This is a genomic window from Pantoea sp. y20 (assembly GCF_054903455.1).
In genome coordinates, this window is record NZ_JBUBNJ010000002.1 from 464,836 (window position 1) to 487,443 (window position 22,608).

Sequence of the window (22,608 nt, forward strand, 5' to 3'; positions counted from 1 at the left end):
TTATGAAATCGTTTCGTTTCAACAATCTTGCGGATGTTAAGGCGTTCCGTATCAGTCCGGACAGCAGCAACTATTTCGCCATCTTGTTCGACAAACCGTTAGACGGTATTGAGAACATTTTCGTGGTGGAGATTTTCAACGTCGGCGGTGCTACGCCACCGAATGAACACGCCACCGCGCACGAGTTCTTTTATGTACTGCACGGCGAAGGCGTGGCGCGCTGTAACGATGATGAACTTGAGATAAGGAAAGGCGATTCTCTGCTGCTGCATCCGGGCAACGATCACGCCATTCGTAATACCGGCAACAGCAAACTCTATACGCTGACGGTGATGACGCCAAATGAAGGCTTTTCCGAACTGATTCGTAGCGGTGACCCTGTCACGCTCGATGCAGAAGATATTCGCGTATTAACGGGAGCCTGATATGCCGGAGAACGTTTTAGGCAGCAGTCGACACAATCAGTGGCGCGTTTCAGCGCAAGTGGTTGATACGCGGCGTCCAGCGCAGGTGTCGCGCAGCGTGCAGCTTACATCGCGTGAACGTTCAGTGATTTTTGATCTGCAGCGCACGGCTATCCTGGTGATTGATATGCAGAACGACTTTTGTCATGCCGAAGGCTGGCTCGGGCATATCGGCGTCGATGTCACGCCCGCGCGCGCGCCAATTGCGCCGCTGCAAGCCTTGCTGCCGACGCTGCGCGCTGCACAGGTGCCGGTGATTTGGCTCAATTGGGGCAATCGCGCTGATAAACTCAATCTCAGCCCTGCGCTGCTGCACGTCTATAACCCGAATGGTGATGGCGTGGGATTAGGCGATCCGCTGCCGGTTTCCGGCGCGCCGGTGTTGCAGGCCGGCAGTTGGGCGGCGGAAGTGGTGGACGAATTGACGCCGGATGCCAATGACATTCGCGTCAACAAATACCGCATGTCCGGTTTTCAGGACAGCGAGCTCGACAGCATTCTGCGCAATCTCAACGTCACCACGCTGCTGTTTGCCGGTGTTAACGTCGATCAGTGCGTGCTTTGCACCTTACAGGATGCCAACTTTCGCGGTTACGACTGCCTGCTGCTGGAAGATTGCAGCGCCACCACCTCGCCTGCTTATTGCCGCGATGCCACGCTGTATAACGTGCAGCAATGCTTTGGTTTTGTGGTTAATGCCGCTGAATTACAGCAGCAACTGGAGAACGCCTCATGAGTTATCTGCTGGCTGACGGCTGGATGATCACCATGAATCCGCAACGCGAGATTCTGGAACAGGCCAGTTTGCTGATTGAAGATAAGACCATTCGCGCCATCGGCACGCGCGACGCTTTGCAGCAGCGCTATCCTGAAGCGGAAATTATCGACTGCCGCGAACGCATTATTATGCCGGGCATGGTGAACACGCATACGCATCTGTTTCAGACGCTGCTGAAAGGTCTCGGCGATGACATGGTGCTGAAAAAGTGGTTCACCTGCATGACCGGACCCAGCGCCGTAGCGTTGACCGAAGAGGATGTTTACGCCGCCGCGCTGCACGGCTGCATGGAATCACTGCGTTCGGGCGTCACTTCGCTGGTCGATTTTATGTACGCGCATCCGCGTCCAGGATTAACCGCCAAAGTGATCGAGGCCTTTGAAGTCAGCGGTATTCGTGGTCATGTGTGTCGCGGTTTTCTCACCAGCGGCGCTGAGCACGGCATTCCTGCTGAACTGATCGAAACGCCTGAACAGGCGCTGGCCGATGCGCGCGCGGTGATCAATCGTCATCACCAGATCGATGGCCGGGTAAAAGTCGGTCTGGCACCGAGTATGATTTGGGCGCTGGATGAGAAAGTGCTGCGCGGCACGCGCCAGCTGGCGGATGAAACCGGCGTGCTGATCACTACGCATGTGGCGGAAACCGATTTTGAGATCGAGCAGGCAAAGCTGCGTTTTCAGGCCAGCGATACCGAATTCCTCAGCGATATCGGTTTCCTCGGCCCGGACGTGCTGGCGGTGCATTGCGTGCAGTGCAATTCGCGCGACATCCGCGCACTCAAACATCATGACACGCGCGTGTCGCACAATCCCTGCAGCAATCTCTACCTCGCTTCCGGCGTGCCGCCGATTCCGGATATGCTGGCTGCCGGCCTGACCGTTGGTTTGGGTTCAGACGGCCCGGCCAGTAGCAACAATCACAACCTTTTTCAGGCGATGAAAGTGGCGGCGCTGCTGCAAAAAGGCGTGCACCGCGATCCCACCATTATGACGGCGGAAAAAGTGCTGGAGATGGCCACCATCGACGGAGCGCGGGCAATTGGACTTGAACATCTGGTGGGTTCGCTGGAAGTCGGCAAACGCGCCGATGTGGTGATCGTTGATACTTCGCATCCGGCGATGACGCCAATCCATCATCCGGTTTCATCGTTGGTCTACTCGGCGCTCGGCCACGAGGTCAGCGATGTGTTTGTTGATGGCGCTTATCTGCTGCGGAATGGTGAGTTTACCCAGCTCAATCAAAAAGAGGTGATGGCGCGTTCGCAACGTGCAGCGCATTCACTGGCGGTGCGCACCGACAATGATAACGCGCGCGGCTGGCGATCGGCGGCGTTTTAAATTGAAGTGCTAATATTTTATCTTTTATGTTCATTAAATGATAATTTATTAGCACTTTTTCGTTTTTATTTTAATCATTAAAAATGGAATGCAGATCGACAAAGTGCTAATATTTTATCCATTAACCCCATTTAAAGATAAAATAGTGACACAATGGCACAGCGAACTTCTCTGCTTCTTCCTCAAACGAGCGAAATGCTTGCCGCTTTTGCAGAGCGATTAAAACTCGCTCGTAAAAGAAGAAAACTGACGGCTAAACAGGTGGCGGAACGCGCGGGAATGACCCCGATGACGTTGCGTTCGCTTGAAGCGGGTAGCGCGGGTGTGACTATCGGAGCCTATCTGGCTGTGATGCAGGTGTTAGGACTCGAACAGGATCTCAATCTGCTGGCTGCTGAGGATACTTTGGGTCGCCAACTGCAGGATGCACGTCTTACCTCAACGACTAAATTATTTGCAGCTAAATCAGCGTATAAGGTTGATGAGGGTGAGAACAGCACGCAGGTAGCTGAGGCTAATGAGCGCGGAGTTGAGCAAAAAAACGCTCAGACAGTCACCTCTGCCGGCCTCGCCTCACTGCTAATTTCAGGGAAGAAAAAATAGGACCCGACAATGACCATGATTAGCGTCTACGCCGACTGGAACGGACTCAAGCAACCAAAACGTCTCGGTTATCTGCATATTCGCCGCAGCCGGGCGCGTGAATCTTTTGAATTTCAGTATGACCCGCAAGCGCTTCGCGATCCCGATTTGCTGTTGATCCAGTTAGATCCCGGCATCCACTTATTCGAAGGGCCACAATATCCTGCCAACAATCGTGCTGGATTTGGTGTGTTTGGCGATTCCAGCCCCGACAGATGGGGACGCTTATTGATGGAGCGTCGCCTGGAACGCGATATCCGTGGCGGATTATTGCCTTCCGGCACGCGCATGTTTGAATCCGATTTTTTACTGGGGGTTCATGACCTGTATCGCGTGGGTGCTTTGCGTTACCGGCTGGAGGATCAGGGGGAATTTCTTGATAACAGATTGGAAATTGCGACTCCCCCATTTACTGAAATCGCAGCACTTGAACGTGCAAGCCGCGCGCTGGAAAGCGATCCGGATAACCGTGCTGCTCAGGGACATGAATGGCTCAGGATGTTGATCGCTCCAGGCGGTTCTCTGGGTGGCGCACGGCCCAAAGCCAGTGTGGTTGATGAGGAAGGTCAGCTATTTATCGCCAAGTTCCCCAGCATCCGCGATGAATATGATGTGGGTGGATGGGAAATGGTCGTCAATGCTCTCGCCACGGCTTGTGAACTTGACGTTGCCGCTGCGATGGCGAAAAAATTTGCCAGCGATTATCACTGTTTCATGGTGCGCCGTTTCGATCGCACGCCCGAAGGAAAGCGTCTGCACTTTGCCTCCGCGATGACCATGACTGGCCATATTGATGGCGAAGATGCGTCCACCGGAGTGAGTTATCTCGAACTGGCAGAAGTATTGATTCGTCATGGCTCCCAAACCAATGCTGATTTACGCGAGCTGTGGTCGCGGATAGTCTTTAATATGCTGGTTTCTAACAGCGATGATCATCTGCGTAATCATGGATTTATTCTGGTTCCAGACAAGGGCTGGCGGTTATCTGCCGCCTTCGATCTCAATCCAGTGCCCTATGCTGATGGCCTAAAATTAAATGTGACGGCAGCTGATAATGCGCTTGATCTCGATTTGGCGCGGGAAGTTGCGCCCTATTTCCGGCTGAAGGCACCTGAAGCCGAAACTATCATTGAAAAATTCAGCAGCATTGTTGCGCAATGGCGCATAGTCGCCAGACATTTGGGGTTATCACAACGTGAGCAGGAAAAAATGTCTGATGCGTTTCGACTTGCGGCGGCACATTCCGCTTAACTTACTTTTTGCTACAACATTCAAACTCATAGCCCTCTGCAAAATGCGCTTTTCGCCCTAAGCTTAAAGCCATTCAGCCACTGAAGATGAGGTTTCAATGAGTTTACTGTTTAGTACAACACAACTGGGTAAGTTAACGCTCGATAATCGCATCGTCATCGCGCCGATGTGCCAATACTCTGCGGAGGATGGCAAAGCCAGCGCCTGGCACCGCATTCATCTCGGGCAACTGGCACTTTCCGGCGCCGGTTTGCTGATCATTGAGGCGACAGCAGTGGAAGCCGCCGGACGTATTTCTCCGGGCGATTTAGGCTTGTGGGATGATGCAACGGAAGCGGCTTTAGCCAGCGTTCTGCAAGATATCCGTCACTATTCTGACACTCCCATTGGTATTCAACTCGGTCACGCCGGACGCAAAGCGTCCTGCGCCGCGCCGTGGCTGGGCGGCAATCAGCTTTCGCTGGAGCAAGGTGGCTGGCAAACCGTTGCACCATCCGCGCAAGCCTTTAATCCTGAAGATCGCGCACCGATTGCGCTAACTAAACAGGACCTTGAGCGCCTGAAACTGGCCTTCGTTGACAGCGCGCAGCGTGCGGCGAAACTTGGTATCCAGTTGATTGAACTGCATGCTGCGCACGGCTATTTGCTGCATCAGTTCCTGTCGCCACTGAGTAACCAGCGTGAGGATGAGTACGGCGGCTCGCTGGAGAATCGTCTGCGTTTCCCTCTGGAAGTGTTCCATGCGGTGCGCAGCGCCGTGCCAGATTCAGTGGCGGTGGGTGTGCGCCTCTCGGCAACCGATTGGGTTGACGGCGGCTGGGATGTGGAGCAGTCGATTGTCTTCAGCCAGCAACTCGAAGCGGCGGGCAGCGATTACGTGCACGTCTCCAGCGGCGGCTTGTCACCGCAGCAGAAAATCACGGTCGGTCCCGGTTATCAATTGCCTTTTGCACGCGACATCCGCAAACAGGTAAAGATTCCGGTGATTGGCGTAGGCTTGATTACGGAACCAAAGCAGGCAGAACAAGCATTGCAGGTAGGTGACGCAGATTTGATCGCGCTGGCGCGGGCAGTACTTTACGACCCGCGCTGGCCGTGGCATGCCGCCGCTGAATTGGGTGCGCAGGCCAAAGCGCCACCGCAGTATCTGCGCTCCGAGCCGCACGGCCTGAAAGGCACGTTGGTAGCCAACAAAGAGTAATTGTTTTAATCAGGTACCGGTTAAAAGTCGAGTCGCCATTTCTGGCGACTCATCTCATCCACCAAATTCCGGTAATACCCCAAACCAGCTCAACAGCCAGGCCAATATATTCATCGCGCCAAACACCAACAGTAAAACCACCGCCAGCGAACAGCGTTGCTGAGATTTCCATGCCAGCAGCGCGGGGATGATCACCGCCCACAAGGTGGCAAACAGTCCGGCAAAACCAATCGCGGCGACAAAGCCATTTGGCCACCAAATCGAGGCGAGTAACGGCGGCAGGAAAGTCAGGCTGGCGGTTTTCAGGCGTGAGACGGGTGAATTCGCGAATCCCAGGCGATCGGCGATGAAATCAAACAGACCGGCGGTGACGCCAAGGAATGAGGCAATCACGGCGAAATGCGAGAAGATCGACATCATCAGCGCCAGCGCATTGACGTGCAGATGCGCACGCAGCGCCGCCATCAGCGCAGCGATATCGCCGCCCTGCTTCACAATCTCAGGAAACGCGTCGCGCGGTAGATTTCCCATGGTGCTGGTTAGCCAAAACAGATACAGCGCCAGCGACAGCAGCGTTCCCAACACCAAAGCCCGCGTGATGTTCTGCTTATTGCCGCCGTAATAGCTCACCAGACCGGTGATGTTGCCGTGGTAACCAAACGAAGCGAGACAAAACGGCAGCACGCCAAGTGCATAAGGCCAGTAACGTTCACCGGCAGCGGGTCCGCTTAGTAACGACGGCATGTTCACCTGTGTCAGAAGGCCGCCAAACAGCACGATTAACAGCAAAATTTTCGCCAGCACACAAAAGGTCATGAGGCGACTGACGCCGGTCGTACCGAGCCAAACGACGACGGCGACGCACAGCGTCAGCAACACCTTGGCTTCTGCAGTTGAGATCGGTAATCCCAACTGACTGATTGAGTGCTGATAGACCGGGCCGCTGGCTGAAATATACGCGTATGTCAGGATGCCAAGGACGAATAAGATGCTGAGGCCGTTTAGCGCCGCCCAGCCGCGTCCAAGCAAATCTTTGGTTAAAGTGTCGTAACCCGCGCCCGGCGGATACGTGAGGCTGACGCGCATAAACAACAAGCCGGACAGCAACATGCCGCCCCAGCTGATCAGCAGTAACATCATCGCCCAGCCAAACCACGCGCCCGCCATCACCACCGGCAGCGTAAACATCCCTGCGCCCACCACGGTGCCGCAAATAATCATCGCGCCCCACCATACGGAAGGCTGGCGGCGGGACAATGTCATCTCCGTCATCACTTATTCCCTACAAAACATCTTAAAGGCGGCGATGATACACGGGAAAACGCTGAGAAGAGAGTGTGATACGCGATAATACGCGCGCCAGTTCAACCTAACGCGCGTTTAAGGAAGGGAAAGCAACTTAGTTATAAAACGCCGGTTTCGCTGGCATAGTGACCGGTACGATGTCTTCGGATTTTTGCGCCGCAACACAGGCATCGGCAGCAACCGCCGCAGCGAAGCCATCCCAAGCAGACGGGCCGGTCATCTCACCCGACAACACGTTATTGATGAAGTCCTGCAACTCCACGTCATAGGCATCGATGAAACGCTTTTTCCAGTCGGTAAGAATGCTGGTGGAGAGTTTGGCCGCGCTGCGCGTCTGTACCGACATCGGTTCAGGCAGGCGCGCAATGCCGCTTTCGCCGACCACTTCACATTGAATATCGTAGCCGTAAGCGCAGTTAACGAAGATTTCGACGTCGATGCGCACGCCTTTGGCGGTTTCCAGCAGCACGATTTGCGGATCTTTCAGATGCGAAGCGGCTTTACTGGTTGAGCGCGGGTAGATCACCTGCGCACTGACGTAATCATCTTTCAGCAACCAGCGCAGCACATCAAGCTCATGAATCAGCGTATCGGTGATCGCCATATCAGTAGTGTAGGAATCGCCGACTTCGGGGTTGCGATGTGCGCAATGCAGCATCAGCGGTTCGCCGATGTCACCGTTATCAATCACCGCCTTCAGCGCGCGGTAGCCCGCGTCGTAAGGACGCATAAAGCCGACCTGCACTAGCTTCTTACCGGCGGCGATTTCCGCTTCCACGATGTTCATACAACCCTGCGCGGTGACCGCCAGCGGCTTTTCGCAGAACACCGCCTTGCCGGCTTTGATCGCTGCCAGCACAAACTCTTCATGGGTTGGGCCCCACGAGGTGACCAGAATCGCCTGCACCTCTGGCGCGTTAATCAGATCATGTGCGTTGTCGTAAATCTCCGCCTGAATGCCGAGATCGTGGATGATCTGCTCGCAGTTGCTGCGGTTGATGTCATTCAGCGCCACCACACGCGAATGTTGCAGCACCTGGCTGCAACGACGAATGTGTTCGCGACCGATCGCGCCCGTGCCAATTACACCGATATTGAGCGTCATGGAAGTGTTCCTTAGTTATTCAGGTAAGCAATGCTGGAGTGGATTTCACGAGCAATTTGTTCTTCGCTCCAGTTATCCATCACCGACGAAAACGGTTCGAAAGCGTAAATACCGCGATAGCCCATCTCTTCCAGACGCTGCACTTGTTGTTTCGATTTCAGCATATCGTCGGCGCTTAACATGATGCGCTCTTCGTCGGTTAACTGATGCGTTGGGCGCGCGTCGGTCACGCCGGACAAATGCACCAGCCCGATATTGTTGACGTCGATGCCGCCAGCAAAGTCTTGTTCAGCCCCTTCGTACAAATGATGGTGAAAGGTATCCAGTACGATTTTGAACGGCGCGCCGGCTTGTTTGATCAGCTGCTGTGCCAGCGCCGCTGAACGCAGCGAGCTTTGCGGGAAACCGAGCGGTTCCACCAGACCGGCAATGCCAAATTCGGCAAACAGTGGCGCCAGCGTTTTTAACGCATCGACGGTTTGCTGCTGGGAAATAACGGTGCCGTCATTCAGTGGGCAAAGGACTAACGCTTTCGCACCGGTGGCATGCGCGTCTTTTAATAAAGCGCGCGTTTTCTCCAGCACGTCATCGCTTAATTGGTTAAACGGATAAACCGCATTAATAGTTTCAATAGTAAAAGCATGCTGAGTCGCGAGATGGCGAACTTCTTCGCCTGTTAAATTATCGGTCACGCTACCACTTTTCATATCATTGCGGATTTCGACTTTATTTAACCCCAGCTTTTCAACTAGCGAGAAAAAACGCTCGAGACTAAGATTAGGCGCGATTTTACGATTAACGCAGAGTCGGTCATGGCTTATTTTGTAGGTCATGGTGTGTTCTATCCTGAAAGAGTAATATTTATTAGCTTCTGTTTTGTTATGTCGCGTCGATATCTTGCGATAGTAAGCGATGTTGTTTTGCTGCTCTGCCAGAACCTTGATTGATTTACATCAATGCAACATCATTTATACAACTCATGGAAATAGTGCTCGACCTGTTCCAGGCTGCGTCCTTTGGTTTCCGGGATGGTGCGCAACACGAACATCGATCCCCCAATACCAATCACGGCAAAGGTTAAGAAGGCACCGGCCAGACCAAATGCCGCCAACAGCAACGGGAACGCCATGGAAATGGCGAAGTTGGCCATCCACAACGCAAACACCGCGCCGCCCATGCAAATACCGCGCATCCGCGCTGGAAAGATCTCGGAAAGTAATAGCCAGGTAACCGGCGACAACGCGCCTTGCTGGAAGCACAGAAACATCAGCATGCCCGCTAGCACCAGATAGGCGCGCAGCAGATTGACGTCACCCGCCGGGTGATATTCCGGCATGAAGAAGCACACCGCGGCGATAAAAAACAGGCACGCGGTGCAACCCATCTGGCCAATCAGCACCAGCGGACGACGGCCGATTTTGCCGATCATCCAGATACCGATCAGCGTCATCAGCACTGAAATCACGCCGTTGGCAATGGTGGCGAACAGCGCGGCATCGTTGCTCAAGCCGGTTGCCGTCAGCATGGTCGGCGCGTAATACATGATGGTGTTGACGCCGGTCAGCTGCTGAATCGCCGCGATGCCGATACCAAGCAGGAACACTTTGCGCAGCCACGGCGTACGCAAATCGCGCAGGCGGCCTTTGCCCTGTTGCCGGTTCTCTTCGATGGTTTCTTCAATCTCTTCCAGCTCCCATTCAACGTCATCGGCCGCGCGGGTTTTTTCCAGTACTTTGCGTGCTTGCTGGCTATTACCGCGCATTACGTGCCAGCGCGGGCTTTCCGGCATAAAGATCATGCCCAACCACAGCAATACCGCTGGCACAGTTGAGATAGCGATCATCCAGCGCCACGTGTGTTCTCCACCCCAGATTTCATTGAAAGTGGCGTTGGACACGTACGCCAGCAGCTGACCTGAAACAATCATCAGCTCCTGCAAGGTGACCAGTTGACCGCGCTTGTTCGCCGGGGCAATTTCCGCGATATACACCGGCACCGTAGCCGCTGCGCCACCGACGGCGATTCCGAGGAATAGACGTGAAGCGATCATTGAGATGACATCCGGCGCGAAGGCCGAACCGATGGCGCCAAGGGCGAAAATAAAGGCCAGAGAAATGATGATCTTGCGGCGTCCCAGCGCGTCCGCGAAATGACCGGCGAGCAGCGCGCCAAAAGCAGCGCCAAACAGCAGTGAGCTGGTGACTAATCCGGTGGTAAAAGGCGTGAGTTGCAGATCGTCACGCATAAAGAGTAAAGCGCCCGATACCACGCCGGTATCGTAGCCGAACAGCAATCCACCCAGCGTGGCGACCAGCGCAATAATTTTAACAAATGGCTCGGTGCGCGTGGTGCTATTGGGGCCGGAAGCGGTGTTAGTGGATATATAAAGTTCTCTTTCCATAATACCTCCTGGTGAAAAAAATTAAGGAAATACGGCAGAACAAAACAGAGCACTCACGCTAGCGGTGTTTTTATTTCATGTTAATTTTTATTTGGAATTTGCTTTCCGAATTGTGAGTTCAAGCATTTTGGGATTTTTATTTTGATGGATTTACATCAGGATGATGTATTTATTTAGGGATGCCTTTGAGGGGATAAATAAAAAAGATCGCCATGAGTGGCGTAATGCCTTTCAATTAAGCGCCGTGTCACATCACTGTACCTTCCGTAGCGGCGCAATTTATTGCGCAATAAATTGCGCCGCTACGGTATGTGCATAAATAAACACCATCACCTACGGCGCGGCAGCGAAACCAGCATCAAGCCAAACACGATCAGCACCACGCCAGCAAAGCTGCTCCAGCGGAAGTTTTCGCCCAAAATCGGCAAGGAAATCGCGGCCAGCCACACCAATACATAACTCAAACTGAGCAGCGGATAGAGCCGGTTAAGCGGCAGCTGGCGCAGCGCCAGCATCCAGCACAGCATCGACAGCGCATACGCCCCGAGGCCCATCGCCAACAGCAGCAGCGGTTTCCAGTGCTGCACACTCAGCAATTCGCTTAATGGCGGGAAATCCAGCATCGCCAACCGCAGCACCAGCTGCGCCAGCGATACCAGCAACACGCTGCACAGCGCCAGCATCACGCCTTTCATAGATGACTTCCCATCAGCGCCACGCCAGCAACAATCGCCAACGTACCGATCCACTGCTGCACGCTGTAGGTTTCGCGCCAGATCAGACGCGCGGCGATCGCCACCAACACAAAGTTAAGACTCAGCATCGGATACGCCACGCTCACCGGCACCACGCGCAATACCGCCAGCCACAGCAGCATGCCGATACCGAGCAGCAGGATGCTAAGCGCCAGCCAGGAAATCCCCTTTTTGATGCCGAGATGGGCCGCCTGCTTCTGACACAGTTGAGCGGCACAGCTCAGCACGCTCACCAGTAAAATCAGCAGCAGATTCATGGTTTCGCATCGTAGCCGTAGTAAACCAGGCGGCCCTGACGATAGACATCATCCGGTTCCGGCAGGTTTTTATCCGGCGTGCTGTCGCTGGCATTCAGCATCAACACCAGCGAAACCTTGCCCAGCCGACGATGGATACGCAGCCAGTCGGCAAAGCTATCTGCATTTATATAGTGTGACTGTGCATCCGGGTAGCTCAGGCCATATTGCAACTCACCTTTGGCATCGTAGAAATTGATGTCGCTGCGCTGCAGTTCCCAGGCCACCGCTGATGCCACGCCAGGATTGTTTGCCAGCAGATAACGGCTATCCGCCAGCTGATCGTGTACCGCGCTAACAAAACTTTGTGGCTGCTTTGAATCGCGCACCTTGTCAGGAATGGCAAATCCCACCAGTAACGCCAGCGCCAGCGGACAGAGCGCGGCTAACTGCCAGCGACCCTTCTCCGGCTTGCGGCTTAGCCAGCCCATCGCGGCCCAACCTATAAAGGCGAGCGCCGCACAGAGCACGCCCATCCCTTCATCGCCGGTATAAACCGGACGATGCGCAACGCCCCAGGGGGCCAGCACCACTAAAACCACTATGGTGGTGATCAAACCGAACAGCAGATTGATCCAGCCATTTACCTTAAGCGCTTTAATCACCTGCGCCGAACCACTGTGTGCGTAATGCGCCATCAGCAGCGCCAGCGGTGCGAAACACGGCAGAATATAGGTCAGCAATTTGCCTTTGGCGATGCTGAAAAACAGCAGCGGCAGCAGCACCCAGCTCAATAAATAGATCGGCCCGGCTTGCTGGCTGCGCTGACGCCACGCGCCAATCAGCGATCCCGGCAGCAGCGCCAGCCACGGCAAAGTGCCCGCCAGCAACACCGGAATGTAGTACCAGAATGGCGCTTTGTGCTGCGCGTCCGACTCAGCGAAACGCTGAATATGCTCGACCCAGAAGAAGTAGTGCCAAAAATCCCCTTCCTGTTGATTGATCGCCAGCGCCCAAGGCGTGCTGAGCAGCGCAGCGACCAACATCGTCAGCGGCCCCCAACGCAGCAGTTCGCCAAAGCGACGTTGCCAAATGGCCCAAGGTAGAATCGCCAGTACCGGCACCGCCAGCGCGAGAAAACCTTTGGTCATAAAACCCATCGCGCAGGCCGCACCCAGCAACACATATCCGATCAATCGTTGCCGCGTGCTGCTGGCCTGCGACGCCAGCCAGTAACTGCACATCGCCGCGACCAGCCACAGCGTCAGGATCGGATCGAGCACCGCGTAGGTGCCGACGCCGTACACCAGCAACGAGGTGAGAAAAATCATGCTGCCGCTCAGCGCGATTTTACGGCTGGCGAACATCTGCGTGCCGAGCCAATACACCAATACCGCGCTCAACGTGGTGCTGAAAATCGATCCGGCGCGCACGCCAAAGTTAGTGTGACCAAACAGCAACTGGCCGAGGTTATTGACCCAATAACCGGCGATCGGTTTCTCGAAGTAGCGCAGATCGAAGAAGTGCGGCACTACCCAATTGCCGCTAAATAGCATTTCCCGGCTGATTTCGGCATAGCGGGTTTCGTCCGGCTGCCACAAGGCGCGGAACTCAATCGGGATCAGGTAAAACAGCGCGAAGAGCGCGAGGGGTAACGCGGTTTTAGTGACTGTACGCATCCGTGGTTCCTGTAAAAATTAGCGCTGGCAGCCTAGCCAGCCTTCACGTCCGGGAATATGCCCGCGTACGATATTGCCCTGTGGCAGCGTAGTGAGATCGTCGGGTAACAAGGCGCTGAGCGGACAGAACTGAATGTCTTGCTGCTCCGCACGTCTCAGCAGATCGGCGAACGCCTCAAGCCCGACAATCCCTTCCACTTCGGCATGAATGGTGTAAACCGGCGAACCGCTTGCGGTATGGATCTGCTCGAGGATGAAGTCATTAAAACCTTCCGCGCTCACCGATTGCCCAACCACTTCATCCCAGGTCGGCAAGGTCACCGGGATTTGTACCGTGCCGGGGCTGCCATCACTGAGAATCGGTATAAATGGACCGCTGCCGCGACAATCACTGTTGTAGCTGAAACCAAACTGCTGCTTGGCAGCCACCACGCGGCCATCGGCGCGCCAGCCCGCCACCGCTGAACAGGTGACATTGTCACCGATGATCGCTTCCAGCACCTGTTTACCGCGCGCAATTTGCTCAACCAGTTTCTCTTGCGGCCACACGCCCGCCCAGGTTTGCCAGGCAAAGTGATCCCACGCATGCAAACCGACTTCATGATGATCGGCGGTGGCGCTGATGATCTCCTCCAGACCGCGACCAATCTCACGTCCCGGCCAGGCGGTGCCGGCCAGCAAAATATCCCAGCCGTAGAGTGATGCGGCGCGCGACCGCAGCATTTTCCACAGGAAACGCGGTTTTAACAGGCGCCACAAGTGGCGCCCCATATTGTCCGGCCCAACACTGAAGAAAAAACTGGCCTGCAGTTGATGCAAACTGAATTGCTCCAGTAACGCCGGCACGCCAAGTTGGGTGCCGCGCCAGGTATCGACATCGACACGCAAACCGACTTTCTTCATGGTTTATCCTGTAGCTCAACGGTGCGCAGGAAGAAGTCCAGCGTGTTATCGATGGTGGTATCCATCTCTACGGTTGGCGTCCAGTCCAGCAGACGACGCGCGTTTTTGATCGACGGCTTACGGTGTTCCACGTCCTGATAACCTTTGCCGTAATAGCTGCTGCTCTCCACTTCACGGAAGCCGGCAAACGGCGGGAAGTTGCTGCGCAGCGGGTGACGTTCGAAACTCGCCAGCAGACGCTCGGCCAACTCTTTAATGCTGGCTTCGTTATCAGGGTTACCGATGTTGACGATCTGGCCGTCGCAGTTGTTCTGTTTATTTTCGATGATACGGAACAGCGCTTCGATGCCGTCGCGAATATCGGTGAAGCAGCGCTTCTGTGCGCCGCCATCAATCAGCTTAATTGGTGAGCCTTCCACCAGATTGAGGATCAGCTGCGTGATAGCACGAGAACTGCCGATACGCGCGGCATTCAGATTATCGAGGCGCGGCCCCATCCAGTTAAACGGACGGAACAGCGTAAAGCGCAGCCCTTCTTTTTCACCGTAAGCCCAAATCACGCGGTCCAGCAGCTGCTTAGACACCGAATAGATCCAGCGCTGTTTATTAATCGGCCCAACCACCAGATTGGAGTGATCCTCATCGAAATGCTGATCGGTACACATGCCGTACACTTCGGAAGTCGATGGGAAAATGATGCGCTTTTTGTACTTCACGCAGTCACGAATGATTTTGAGGTTCTCTTCAAAGTCGAGCTCAAACACGCGCAGCGGATTGCGTGTGTACTCAATCGGCGTGGCGATAGCCACCAATGGCAGCACCACGTCGCACTTCTTAATGTGATACTCGATCCATTCTGAGTGAATGCTGATGTCGCCTTCAACAAAGTGGAAGCGTGGCTGATCGAGGAAACGGCTGATGGCGTCAGAACCGATGTCTAAACCGTAGACTTCGAAGTTATCATCCTGCAGCAGACGCTCGGTAAGGTGGTTACCGATAAAACCGTTCACGCCGAGAATCAGCACGCGGGTGCGACGTTTCACCGCCGCCACCGGCTGAGAATAGAGCAAGGCGCCCTTCACCATACCGAGGTTTTGCGCCAGTTGGCTGCCGTTCATAAACACGCCGTTATCGCTTTGACCGGTCACCACTTCCAGCGCGCCTTCAGCGCAGGCGATCAGGAATGGCTCAACAGAAAGCACGGTACCCGGTTTGGCCTGATGTTCAGTGCTGTGTACGCGACTTTTCCACACCACGAATTTCACCGTTCCGGCATAGGCGAACGCGCCGGGCCACGGATAGGTCACCGCGCGCACCAGATTATTGACCGTCTGCGCCGGTTGTTCCCATTTTATGCGGCCATCTTCTGGCGTGCGGCGACCCACAACCGTGGCTTCGCGCTCATTTTGTGGTGTGGTAACGATATCGCCGCGTTTCACCGCCGGTAATGCACCTTCCAGCACCTGCGTTGCACAGGCAACCAGCTTGCGATGCAGCGTTAACGCGTTGTCCTGCTCGTCAATCGCCACGCGCTGTTGCGCCACGATGTCACCGGCATCGGCGCGCTTCACCATGCGGTGTAGCGTTACGCCGGTTTCGGTTTCGCCATTGACCAGCACCCAGTTCAGCGGCGCGCGGCCACGATATTTAGGCAGCAGCGAACCGTGCAGGTTAAAGGCACCCAAACGCGCACAGCTGAGAATGCAGTCGTTTAACAAAGCGCGGTAATAGAAGGAAAAGATGTAATCCGGTGCCATGGTTTTAATGCGATCGACCCACAGCGGATGATTGACATCCTCCGGCGCATAGACCGGAATGCCCTGCTCAGCGGCTAAACGCGCAACGGAGTCGAAAAAGTGGCTCTCAGTTCCTGTGTCTGAGTGGGTGAAAATAGCGCTGATTTCATAGCCAGCGTTCAGAAGTGCAGAAATACCCGCACAGCCCATTTCGGCGTAGGCGAAGACGACAGTTTTCATTGCTCAATTTCCTGTACAGATGAGGCGTTTTGCTGTGGGTGAATCACACGTTGGATGAAGTAGCGCGGACGGGCGCGTACGTCGTTGTAAATGCGGCCGATGTATTCGCCGAGTAATCCCATACCGATGAACTGCGCGCCGATAAAAATAAACAGCACCGCGAACAGCAGGAACACGCCATCACCGGCCCATGCCGCGCCGAGGAACAGACGCAGCACAATCAGAATCAGCGAGAAGGCAAAACCGGCCAGCGCAATCAAACTGCCGACGATGCTCAGCAAGCGCAGCGGCGTGGTGGTCAGGCAAGTGACCAGGTCATACATCAGGTTAATCAGCCGCATAAAGCTGTACTTTGAATCGCCAAATTCGCGCTCGGCGTGCGCCACCGGCAGCTCAATGGTGCGGCGCGCAAAGGTGTTGGCGAGGATGGGAATAAAGGTGCTGCGTTCGTGGCAGTTCAGCATCGCATCGACGATATGGCGGCGATAAGCGCGCAGCATGCAGCCGTAATCACCCATCGCTTTGCCGGTGACGCGCTGAATCAGGTGATTAATGGTGCGTGAGGCGCGGCGGCGGAACCAGCTGTCCTGGCGGTTTTGACGCACGGTGCCCACCACGTCATAACCCTGCTTAGCCGCTTTCACCAGGTTCGGGATCTCTTCCGGCGGGTTTTGCAGATCGGCATCCAGCGTGATGATCAGGTCGCCGCTGACGTGGCTAAAGCCCGCCATGATCGCCGAGTGCTGACCGTAATTACGGTTCAGCAACACGCCAACCACATGGCTGCCCGGCATATCGGCGGCATCGGCAATCATCTCGCCCGAGCGATCGCTGCTGCCGTCATCGACCAGCAGAATCTCGTACGCCAGATTTAATCCTGCGCAGGCTGCATCGGTACGACGCACCAGCTCCGGCAGGCTCTCCTCTTCGTTGTACACCGGGATCACCACGGAAACTTTGCGAATGGTTTTTTCTTCCAGCATGTCAAACTCCAGCGATCTGACGTAATGCGCTAATCACGCGCGTGACATCTTCATCGCGCATATCAGGGAATAACGGGATTGAGCAGATGCGATCGCTATTCCATTCGGTGTGCGGCAACGAGAGTTGCGGATAGCGTTCGCGATAATATTTGTGGGTGTGCGCGGCACGGAAATGCAGCCCGGTGCCGATATCCTGTGCCTTCAAGGTTTCCATAAGCGCATCACGACTGATGCCGCACTGCGCCTCATCAACGCGAATAATGAACAGATGCCACGCGTGTTGATGTGACCATTCTGGCTGCGCCAGCGGCAGAAACGGCGTATTCGCCAGTTCAGTGAGATAGCGCTGCGCAATCGCCGCGCGGCGCTGATTGATGGCGGGCAGCTTTTTCAGCTGCACCAAAGCAATCGCTGCGCTGATATCTTGCAGGTTGTATTTGAAACCCGGCATGATCACTTCGGCCTGCGGCTTGCGGCCGTGCGTGTGGCGATCGTACGCATCGACGCCGAGTCCGTGGAATTTCAGACTGCGCATGCGGTCGGCCAACGCCGCATCATCGGTGACAATCAAGCCACCTTCGGCGCAGGTCATGTTTTTGATGGCGTGGAAGGAGAAGATCGCCGTGCCCTGCTGACCAACGTGCTTTCCTTTGTAATAACAGCCTGCGGCGTGCGCCGCATCTTCAATCACCGGAATGCCATGGCGCTCACCAATGGCGCGAATGGCATCTATATCGGCGGGCGCGCCAGCGTAATGCACCGGAATGATGGCGCGCGTACGCGGCGTGATCGCCGCTTCAATCAGCTCCGGCGTTACCATCAAGGTGTCGCGATCGATATCGATCATCACCGGCGTCGCACCCAGCAGCGTGATGATGTTGATGGTGGAAACCCAGGTTAGCGAAGGCGTGATCACCTCATCGCCGGGCTGGATGCCCAGCGCCAGCAGCGTGACGTGCATCCCCGCCGTGGCGGAGCTGACGGCAATCGAATGCTGATTGCCGGTGAGCTGGCCAAAAGTCTCTTCCAGTTCGGCATTTTTCGGGCCGGTGGTGATCCAACCCGACTCAAACACCGATTTAACGGCGGCTAACTCTTCTTCACCCAACGAGGGCCGTGAGAATGGTAGAAAATTCATTATGTTACCTTGGAATTAAGCACTATTTAACGGCCATTTATTCCAAAATACGCGGGTTAACTTAACGCAACATTAAATGAGAAGGGTACTAAGTCGGCTTTTTCTGACACGTTGAGGATTGGTAGAGGAAGGGTCAAATTTGCCGGTTTATCATCATGAACCAGCACACTTCTTAAGGTTAAATTAAGGTTTTGACCCTATACTAAGTCAGGATATGTCTTATAACGTCTGGAGGATAATGCGATGAGTACGGCTACTGACAGACTTTCTCAGGCAGCGCTGCGCCGCCACCATATTGGGGTGAAAACCAAAGGATTGCGCTATCGCGGCGATCTATATGTGTTCCGCTATAACGCCGGCCACTACGATGTGTTCCTTAATAACGACCGCGTAATGTCATTGAATACCAGCAATGTGCAGGAAGCGATTCAGCTGTTCAAGCAGCAAGCTTAATCTTCTCCTCTCCATTTCTGGAGCCCGCTCTGCAATCCCGATGTATGCCGCTGTAACGCCCTTTTACCTCTCGCACCTATCCTCGCTTCGGCGTAAAGTCCTGGCAACGACAAGCCTGGATGGCGCGAGGTATGAGTAATGGAATACGTATATGGCTTAATTAGTGGCCTATTAGGATTGGCCGTAGGCAGCTTTCTTAACGTGGTGATCTCGCGGTTGCCATTGCAAATAGTGCACCCGAACACTCCGCTAAATGTGTGTTGTCCGCCCTCTCACTGCCACCAATGCACCACCGCGCTGCGCTGGCGCGACAACATTCCGCTCATAAGTTGGTTACTGTTACGCGGTAAATGCCGTTATTGCCATTGTAAAATCAGCGGGCGTTATCCACAGGTGGAGATAATTACCGCGCTTCTGACGCTGCTGCTTATCTGGCTGATGCCAGTCAATATGCAATTGCTGGGCGCGCTCATATTGTTCTGGGCGTTAACGGTATTAGCCTTTATTGACCTCGAACATCTGCTTTTACCGGATGTGATTACGCTGCCCTTGCTGTGGATTGCGCTGCTGTTTAAAGCGATGGGATGGCTACCCGGCTCATTACAAGAAGCGGTATGGGGATCCATAGCGGGATATTGCTTGTTGTGGGCGCTATCAATTTTATATCAATGGATTAGAGGGATTGAGGGATTAGGGATGGGCGATGCAAAACTGCTGGCGGCAATCGGCGCCTGGTTGGGCTGGTCGCTTTTACCCTGGGTGCTTTTATTGGCTTCGGGCGGCGCTATTTTATGTGTTTTGATTTCCAGAGTTAGCGGGCAGCGCGAGCTCAATTACGTCATCGCCTTTGGTCCGTGGATCGCCTTAGCGGCTATAAGTCTCTTTATTCATTCGATTATTTTTTAACCACCCCAACTGCGGTGCGAAATTAAGTGGCCAATTTCTGGCCAACGCTCTGATTCATATATGGAAAGAGTAAACAAATCTAAACAAAATTAATCATTGTGATGTAGGTCAAAAGGCTCTATATTGGCCGCGTTTTTTCACAGCTGTTACTTTTTTGTTCAATTAGTCAATTGGCGAGCCTTACGTGCCCCGGTTGAAGGAGAGATATGATGACGGATAAAGTCCGTATTGATAGTTTTGGTGCCAATGCATTCAACGGAAATAACGACGCATTCTTAGCCCGTCAGGCTGAGTTTGAATCTAACGTCAGGAGTTACCCGCGCAAACTGCCTTTAGCTATCGCTAAAGCCCATGGCGTGTGGATCACAGATGTTGAGAATAAACAATATCTTGACTGTCTGGCTGGCGCAGGGACGCTGGCACTGGGTCACAACCATCCTGATGTTCTCCAGAGCATTCAAAATGTCATTACCAGCGGCTTGCCGTTACATACTCTTGATCTGACTACTCCACTGAAAGATCAGTTCTCTGAGTCTCTGCTCTCGCTGCTGCCAGGCCAGGGTAAAGATTATTGCCTGCAGTTCACCGGCCCTTCTGGTGCCGATGCGGTTGAAGCCGCGCTGAAACTGGCGAAGAAAGCCACTGGCCGTAGCGGCGTGATCAGCTTCTCTGGCGGTTATCACGGTATGACGCACGGCGCGCTGTCCGTCACCGGTAACCTGGCACCGAAAGAAGCGGTTGATGGCATGATGCCAGAAGTGCAGTTCATGCCTTATCCGCATCAGTATCGTTGCCCGCTGGGTATCGGTGGTGAAGCTGGCGTGAAAGCGCTGACCTATTATTTCGACAACCTGATCAACGACGTGGAAAGCGGCGTGCGTAAGCCTGCAGCAGTAATCCTCGAAGCCGTTCAGGGCGAAGGCGGCGTGAACCCAGCACCCGCTGAGTGGCTGCAGCGCATCCGTAAAGTGACGCAGGAACACGGCATTCTGTTGATCCTCGACGAAGTTCAGGCTGGCTTTGCCCGTACCGGCAAATTCTTCGCCTTCGAACACGCCGGCATCGAGCCAGACATCATCGTGATGTCTAAAGCTGTTGGCGGCGGTCTGCCACTGGCTGTGCTGGGCATCAAAAAGCAGTTCGACGTTTGGTCACCTGGTCATCACACCGGCACCTTCCGTGGCAACCAGCTGGCGATGGCTACAGGCCTGACCACGCTGAAAATCCTCAAAGAGCAGGATATTGCAGGCAAAGTGGCCGCGCAGGGTGAATGGCTGAAACAGCAGCTGGCCGCAATGCAGAAACGCTTCCCGGTAATTGGTCACGTTCGTGGTCTCGGCATGATGATCGGCATTGAGATCGTTAAACCGAACGAAGCGGCCGATCACATGGGCAGCTTCCCGGCTGACGGCGAGCTCTCTGCGCTGCTGCAGAAGAAGTGCTTCGAAGCAGGTCTGATTCTGGAGCGCGGTGGCCGCCATGGCGCAGTTCTGCGTCTGCTGCCTTCACTGCTGATCACCAACGATGAGCTAGCGATTTTCCTGGATAAATTTGAGCAGGCGCTGATTGGCGCTGGCGTCAAACCTGTTTGATTGGAAGAGTAAATGTCTGAAGTAAACCCGATTCTGGCCGCCTCTGCACAGAGCATTGAGGCGTACCAGCAGGCGATTGCCCAGAGCAGCGCCGCGGTTGTGCAGTGGCTGCAACAGCCTGAGATGTATCAAGGCAAAAGCGTTGCCGAACTGCGCGAGCGTATCACGCTCGACTTCAATCCAAACGGCCTGGGTAACCAGGCCGCGATTGAACGCGCGATTGAATATTTCCTGAAAGACAGTCTTTCAGTGCATCACCCACAATGTGTAGCGCATCTGCACTGCCCGAGTCTGGTGGTAAGTCAGGCGGCAGAAGTCCTGATCAACGCCACCAATCAGAGTATGGATTCGTGGGATCAGAGCCCTTCTGCCACCATCATTGAGATCAAACTGATCGAATGGCTGCGTGCGCAAGTGGGTTACCCGGCTGGCGACGCCGGTGTGTTCACCAGCGGCGGCACCCAGAGCAACCTGATGGGTCTGATGCTGGCACGCGACGCCTTCTATCAGCGTCAGGGTCACTCGGTGCAGCAGCACGGGATCACTGGTGATCTGCGTAAGATCAAAGTGCTGTGTTCTGAAAACGCGCACTTCTCCGTACAGAAGAACATGGCGCTGCTTGGCCATGGCTACCAATCTGTGGTGCAGGTGAAGTCTGATGAGTTCGCCCGTATGGATGTGTCAGACCTGAAAGCCAAACTGGCGCAGGCCGACGCTAACGGCGAACAGATCCTGGCGATCGTGGCGACCGCCGGTACCACCGATGCCGGTGCTATCGATCCGCTGCGTGAAATTGCCGGCATTGCTGCCGAGCGCAACATTTGGGTACACGTTGATGCAGCATGGGGCGGCGCGCTGCTGCTGTCCGAGAAGTATCGCGACTACCTCGATGGCCTGGAGCGGGTGGATTCCGTCACTTTGGACTTCCATAAACAGTATTTCCAGACCATCAGCTGCGGTGCGTTCCTGCTGAAAGATGAGCGTCATTACGAGCTGATGCGTTATCAGGCGGCTTACCTGAACTCTGAGTTTGACGAAGAGGCCGGCGTACCGAATCTGGTATCCAAATCACTGCAGACCACGCGTCGTTTCGATGCGCTGAAACTGTGGATGGGCCTGGAAGCGCTGGGTCAGAAACAGTATGCGGCGATCATCGATCACGGTGTGACGCTGGCGCAGGAAGTGGCGAAATTTGTTACCTCTGAACCACGCCTCGAGCTGGTGATGCAGCCTCAGCTGGCGAGCGTACTGTTCCGCTATCGTCCAGAGCAACTGACCGATACTGCTCAGATTGCGCTGTTCAACCAGCGTATTGGCGATGCGCTGCTGGATTCAGGTCGCGCCAACGTAGGTGTGACCGAGAATCAGGGCGTAACCTGCCTGAAGCTGACCTTGCTGAACCCAACCGTGACGCTGGAAGATGTTAAACTCCTGCTGGCGCTGGTTGAGAAAACCGCGAATCAGCTGCTAAACGCATAATTACCTGTGATGCGAATAAGC

The 22,608-nt window shown here is 54.7% G+C and carries 21 protein-coding genes; 10 read left to right on the top strand and 11 right to left on the bottom strand.

Annotated features, from left to right (window positions below; all coding sequences use genetic code 11):
• Positions 1–2 precede the first annotated feature (2 nt).
• The 6 genes from ACYAC5_RS21985 (at position 3) to ACYAC5_RS22010 (ending at position 5,676) form a co-directional block, all read left to right on the top strand.
• The gene (locus ACYAC5_RS21985; protein ID WP_192412963.1) at positions 3–425 is read left to right on the top strand and encodes a cupin domain-containing protein; all 423 of its coding nucleotides are present in this window, start codon (positions 3–5) and stop codon (positions 423–425) included.
• A gap of 1 nt (position 426) precedes the next feature.
• Positions 427–1,200, top strand: coding sequence for a cysteine hydrolase family protein (locus ACYAC5_RS21990; protein ID WP_110866915.1), 774 nt, complete (start codon positions 427–429; stop codon positions 1,198–1,200).
• On the top strand, positions 1,197–2,582 hold the full coding sequence (locus ACYAC5_RS21995) for an amidohydrolase family protein (RefSeq protein WP_462063053.1): 1,386 nt from the start codon (positions 1,197–1,199) through the stop codon (positions 2,580–2,582). The genes ACYAC5_RS21990 and ACYAC5_RS21995 overlap by 4 nt, the downstream gene beginning before the upstream one ends.
• A gap of 153 nt (positions 2,583–2,735) precedes the next feature.
• Complete coding sequence (locus ACYAC5_RS22000; RefSeq protein ID WP_280173108.1) at positions 2,736–3,185, top strand: helix-turn-helix domain-containing protein; 450 nt, start codon at positions 2,736–2,738, stop codon at positions 3,183–3,185.
• 9 nt (positions 3,186–3,194) lie between these two features.
• On the top strand, positions 3,195–4,475 hold the full coding sequence (locus tag ACYAC5_RS22005; RefSeq protein WP_462063054.1) for a type II toxin-antitoxin system HipA family toxin: 1,281 nt from the start codon (positions 3,195–3,197) through the stop codon (positions 4,473–4,475).
• Positions 4,476–4,572: 97 nt separating this feature from the next.
• The gene (locus ACYAC5_RS22010; protein ID WP_462063056.1) at positions 4,573–5,676 is read left to right on the top strand and encodes an NADH:flavin oxidoreductase/NADH oxidase; all 1,104 of its coding nucleotides are present in this window, start codon (positions 4,573–4,575) and stop codon (positions 5,674–5,676) included.
• A 54-nt stretch (positions 5,677–5,730) separates the two neighbouring features.
• On the opposite strand, the gene ACYAC5_RS22015 is transcribed toward ACYAC5_RS22010, so the two are convergent.
• From ACYAC5_RS22015 to arnB, 11 genes are all read right to left on the bottom strand, one after another.
• The gene (locus ACYAC5_RS22015) at positions 5,731–6,948 is read right to left on the bottom strand and encodes an aromatic amino acid transporter (RefSeq protein WP_462063057.1); all 1,218 of its coding nucleotides are present in this window, start codon (positions 6,946–6,948) and stop codon (positions 5,731–5,733) included.
• Between the two features lie 127 nt (positions 6,949–7,075).
• Entirely contained in the window at positions 7,076–8,086 is a 1,011-nt protein-coding gene (iolG, locus tag ACYAC5_RS22020; protein WP_462063058.1) for a bifunctional inositol 2-dehydrogenase/D-chiro-inositol 1-dehydrogenase, read from the bottom strand.
• An 11-nt stretch (positions 8,087–8,097) separates the two neighbouring features.
• Positions 8,098–8,919: a TIM barrel protein gene (locus tag ACYAC5_RS22025; protein ID WP_462063059.1), complete on the bottom strand. Its 822-nt coding sequence runs from the start codon at positions 8,917–8,919 to the stop codon at positions 8,098–8,100.
• Positions 8,920–9,050: 131 nt separating this feature from the next.
• Positions 9,051–10,487: a sugar porter family MFS transporter gene (locus ACYAC5_RS22030; protein ID WP_280173104.1), complete on the bottom strand. Its 1,437-nt coding sequence runs from the start codon at positions 10,485–10,487 to the stop codon at positions 9,051–9,053.
• A 329-nt stretch (positions 10,488–10,816) separates the two neighbouring features.
• Positions 10,817–11,182 carry a 4-amino-4-deoxy-L-arabinose-phosphoundecaprenol flippase subunit ArnF gene (gene arnF / locus ACYAC5_RS22035; RefSeq protein WP_462063061.1) on the bottom strand — a complete coding sequence of 122 codons (366 nt, stop codon included), beginning with the start codon at positions 11,180–11,182 and terminating at the stop codon, positions 10,817–10,819.
• A complete protein-coding gene (arnE, locus tag ACYAC5_RS22040) occupies positions 11,179–11,499 on the bottom strand; it encodes a 4-amino-4-deoxy-L-arabinose-phosphoundecaprenol flippase subunit ArnE (RefSeq protein ID WP_101761459.1) in 321 nt (106 codons plus the stop codon). Before arnE ends, arnF begins: the two co-directional genes overlap by 4 nt.
• Entirely contained in the window at positions 11,496–13,157 is a 1,662-nt protein-coding gene (gene arnT, locus ACYAC5_RS22045) for a lipid IV(A) 4-amino-4-deoxy-L-arabinosyltransferase (RefSeq protein WP_192234923.1), read from the bottom strand. Before arnT ends, arnE begins: the two co-directional genes overlap by 4 nt.
• 18 nt (positions 13,158–13,175) lie before the next feature.
• Positions 13,176–14,060 carry a 4-deoxy-4-formamido-L-arabinose-phosphoundecaprenol deformylase gene (gene arnD, locus ACYAC5_RS22050; protein ID WP_280173101.1) on the bottom strand — a complete coding sequence of 295 codons (885 nt, stop codon included), beginning with the start codon at positions 14,058–14,060 and terminating at the stop codon, positions 13,176–13,178.
• A complete protein-coding gene (gene arnA, locus ACYAC5_RS22055; protein ID WP_462063063.1) occupies positions 14,057–16,036 on the bottom strand; it encodes a bifunctional UDP-4-amino-4-deoxy-L-arabinose formyltransferase/UDP-glucuronic acid oxidase ArnA in 1,980 nt (659 codons plus the stop codon). Before arnA ends, arnD begins: the two co-directional genes overlap by 4 nt.
• Positions 16,033–17,019, bottom strand: a complete 987-nt coding sequence (arnC, locus tag ACYAC5_RS22060) for an undecaprenyl-phosphate 4-deoxy-4-formamido-L-arabinose transferase (RefSeq protein ID WP_271460398.1) — start codon at positions 17,017–17,019, stop codon at positions 16,033–16,035. Before arnC ends, arnA begins: the two co-directional genes overlap by 4 nt.
• Before the next feature lies 1 nt (position 17,020).
• Complete coding sequence (arnB, locus tag ACYAC5_RS22065) at positions 17,021–18,157, bottom strand: UDP-4-amino-4-deoxy-L-arabinose aminotransferase (protein WP_277974958.1); 1,137 nt, start codon at positions 18,155–18,157, stop codon at positions 17,021–17,023.
• A 243-nt stretch (positions 18,158–18,400) separates the two neighbouring features.
• Between arnB and ACYAC5_RS22070 the strand changes: the two genes are divergently transcribed.
• The 4 genes from ACYAC5_RS22070 (at position 18,401) to ACYAC5_RS22085 (ending at position 22,587) form a co-directional block, all read left to right on the top strand.
• Positions 18,401–18,610 carry a hypothetical protein gene (locus ACYAC5_RS22070; protein WP_101761453.1) on the top strand — a complete coding sequence of 70 codons (210 nt, stop codon included), beginning with the start codon at positions 18,401–18,403 and terminating at the stop codon, positions 18,608–18,610.
• A 138-nt stretch (positions 18,611–18,748) separates the two neighbouring features.
• Entirely contained in the window at positions 18,749–19,516 is a 768-nt protein-coding gene (locus ACYAC5_RS22075) for a prepilin peptidase (protein WP_192412936.1), read from the top strand.
• Positions 19,517–19,722: 206 nt separating this feature from the next.
• The gene (locus ACYAC5_RS22080) at positions 19,723–21,108 is read left to right on the top strand and encodes a diaminobutyrate--2-oxoglutarate transaminase (RefSeq protein WP_110866938.1); all 1,386 of its coding nucleotides are present in this window, start codon (positions 19,723–19,725) and stop codon (positions 21,106–21,108) included.
• A 12-nt stretch (positions 21,109–21,120) separates the two neighbouring features.
• On the top strand, positions 21,121–22,587 hold the full coding sequence (locus ACYAC5_RS22085; protein WP_110866939.1) for a pyridoxal phosphate-dependent decarboxylase family protein: 1,467 nt from the start codon (positions 21,121–21,123) through the stop codon (positions 22,585–22,587).
• Positions 22,588–22,608: the final 21 nt, after the last annotated feature.

Bases quoted from the DNA above. Each gene is read 5' to 3' on its own strand.
- ACYAC5_RS22000 (WP_280173108.1), top strand. From the start codon at position 2,736: ATGGCACAGCGAACTTCTCTGCTTCTTCCTCAAACGAGCGAAATGCTT.
- ACYAC5_RS21985 (WP_192412963.1), top strand. From the start codon at position 3: ATGAAATCGTTTCGTTTCAACAATCTTGCGGATGTTAAGGCGTTCCGT.
- ACYAC5_RS22080 (WP_110866938.1), top strand. From the start codon at position 19,723: ATGATGACGGATAAAGTCCGTATTGATAGTTTTGGTGCCAATGCATTC.
- ACYAC5_RS22070 (WP_101761453.1), top strand. From the start codon at position 18,401: ATGAGTACGGCTACTGACAGACTTTCTCAGGCAGCGCTGCGCCGCCAC.
- ACYAC5_RS22015 (WP_462063057.1), bottom strand. From the start codon at position 6,948: ATGACGGAGATGACATTGTCCCGCCGCCAGCCTTCCGTATGGTGGGGC.
- arnC (WP_271460398.1), bottom strand. From the start codon at position 17,019: ATGCTGGAAGAAAAAACCATTCGCAAAGTTTCCGTGGTGATCCCGGTG.
- arnD (WP_280173101.1), bottom strand. From the start codon at position 14,060: ATGAAGAAAGTCGGTTTGCGTGTCGATGTCGATACCTGGCGCGGCACC.
- ACYAC5_RS21995 (WP_462063053.1), top strand. From the start codon at position 1,197: ATGAGTTATCTGCTGGCTGACGGCTGGATGATCACCATGAATCCGCAA.
- ACYAC5_RS21990 (WP_110866915.1), top strand. From the start codon at position 427: ATGCCGGAGAACGTTTTAGGCAGCAGTCGACACAATCAGTGGCGCGTT.
- ACYAC5_RS22030 (WP_280173104.1), bottom strand. From the start codon at position 10,487: ATGGAAAGAGAACTTTATATATCCACTAACACCGCTTCCGGCCCCAAT.
- ACYAC5_RS22025 (WP_462063059.1), bottom strand. From the start codon at position 8,919: ATGACCTACAAAATAAGCCATGACCGACTCTGCGTTAATCGTAAAATC.
- ACYAC5_RS22010 (WP_462063056.1), top strand. From the start codon at position 4,573: ATGAGTTTACTGTTTAGTACAACACAACTGGGTAAGTTAACGCTCGAT.
- arnA (WP_462063063.1), bottom strand. From the start codon at position 16,036: ATGAAAACTGTCGTCTTCGCCTACGCCGAAATGGGCTGTGCGGGTATT.
- arnT (WP_192234923.1), bottom strand. From the start codon at position 13,157: ATGCGTACAGTCACTAAAACCGCGTTACCCCTCGCGCTCTTCGCGCTG.
- arnE (WP_101761459.1), bottom strand. From the start codon at position 11,499: ATGAATCTGCTGCTGATTTTACTGGTGAGCGTGCTGAGCTGTGCCGCT.
- arnF (WP_462063061.1), bottom strand. From the start codon at position 11,182: ATGAAAGGCGTGATGCTGGCGCTGTGCAGCGTGTTGCTGGTATCGCTG.
- arnB (WP_277974958.1), bottom strand. From the start codon at position 18,157: ATGAATTTTCTACCATTCTCACGGCCCTCGTTGGGTGAAGAAGAGTTA.
- ACYAC5_RS22085 (WP_110866939.1), top strand. From the start codon at position 21,121: ATGTCTGAAGTAAACCCGATTCTGGCCGCCTCTGCACAGAGCATTGAG.
- ACYAC5_RS22075 (WP_192412936.1), top strand. From the start codon at position 18,749: ATGGAATACGTATATGGCTTAATTAGTGGCCTATTAGGATTGGCCGTA.
- iolG (WP_462063058.1), bottom strand. From the start codon at position 8,086: ATGACGCTCAATATCGGTGTAATTGGCACGGGCGCGATCGGTCGCGAA.
- ACYAC5_RS22005 (WP_462063054.1), top strand. From the start codon at position 3,195: ATGACCATGATTAGCGTCTACGCCGACTGGAACGGACTCAAGCAACCA.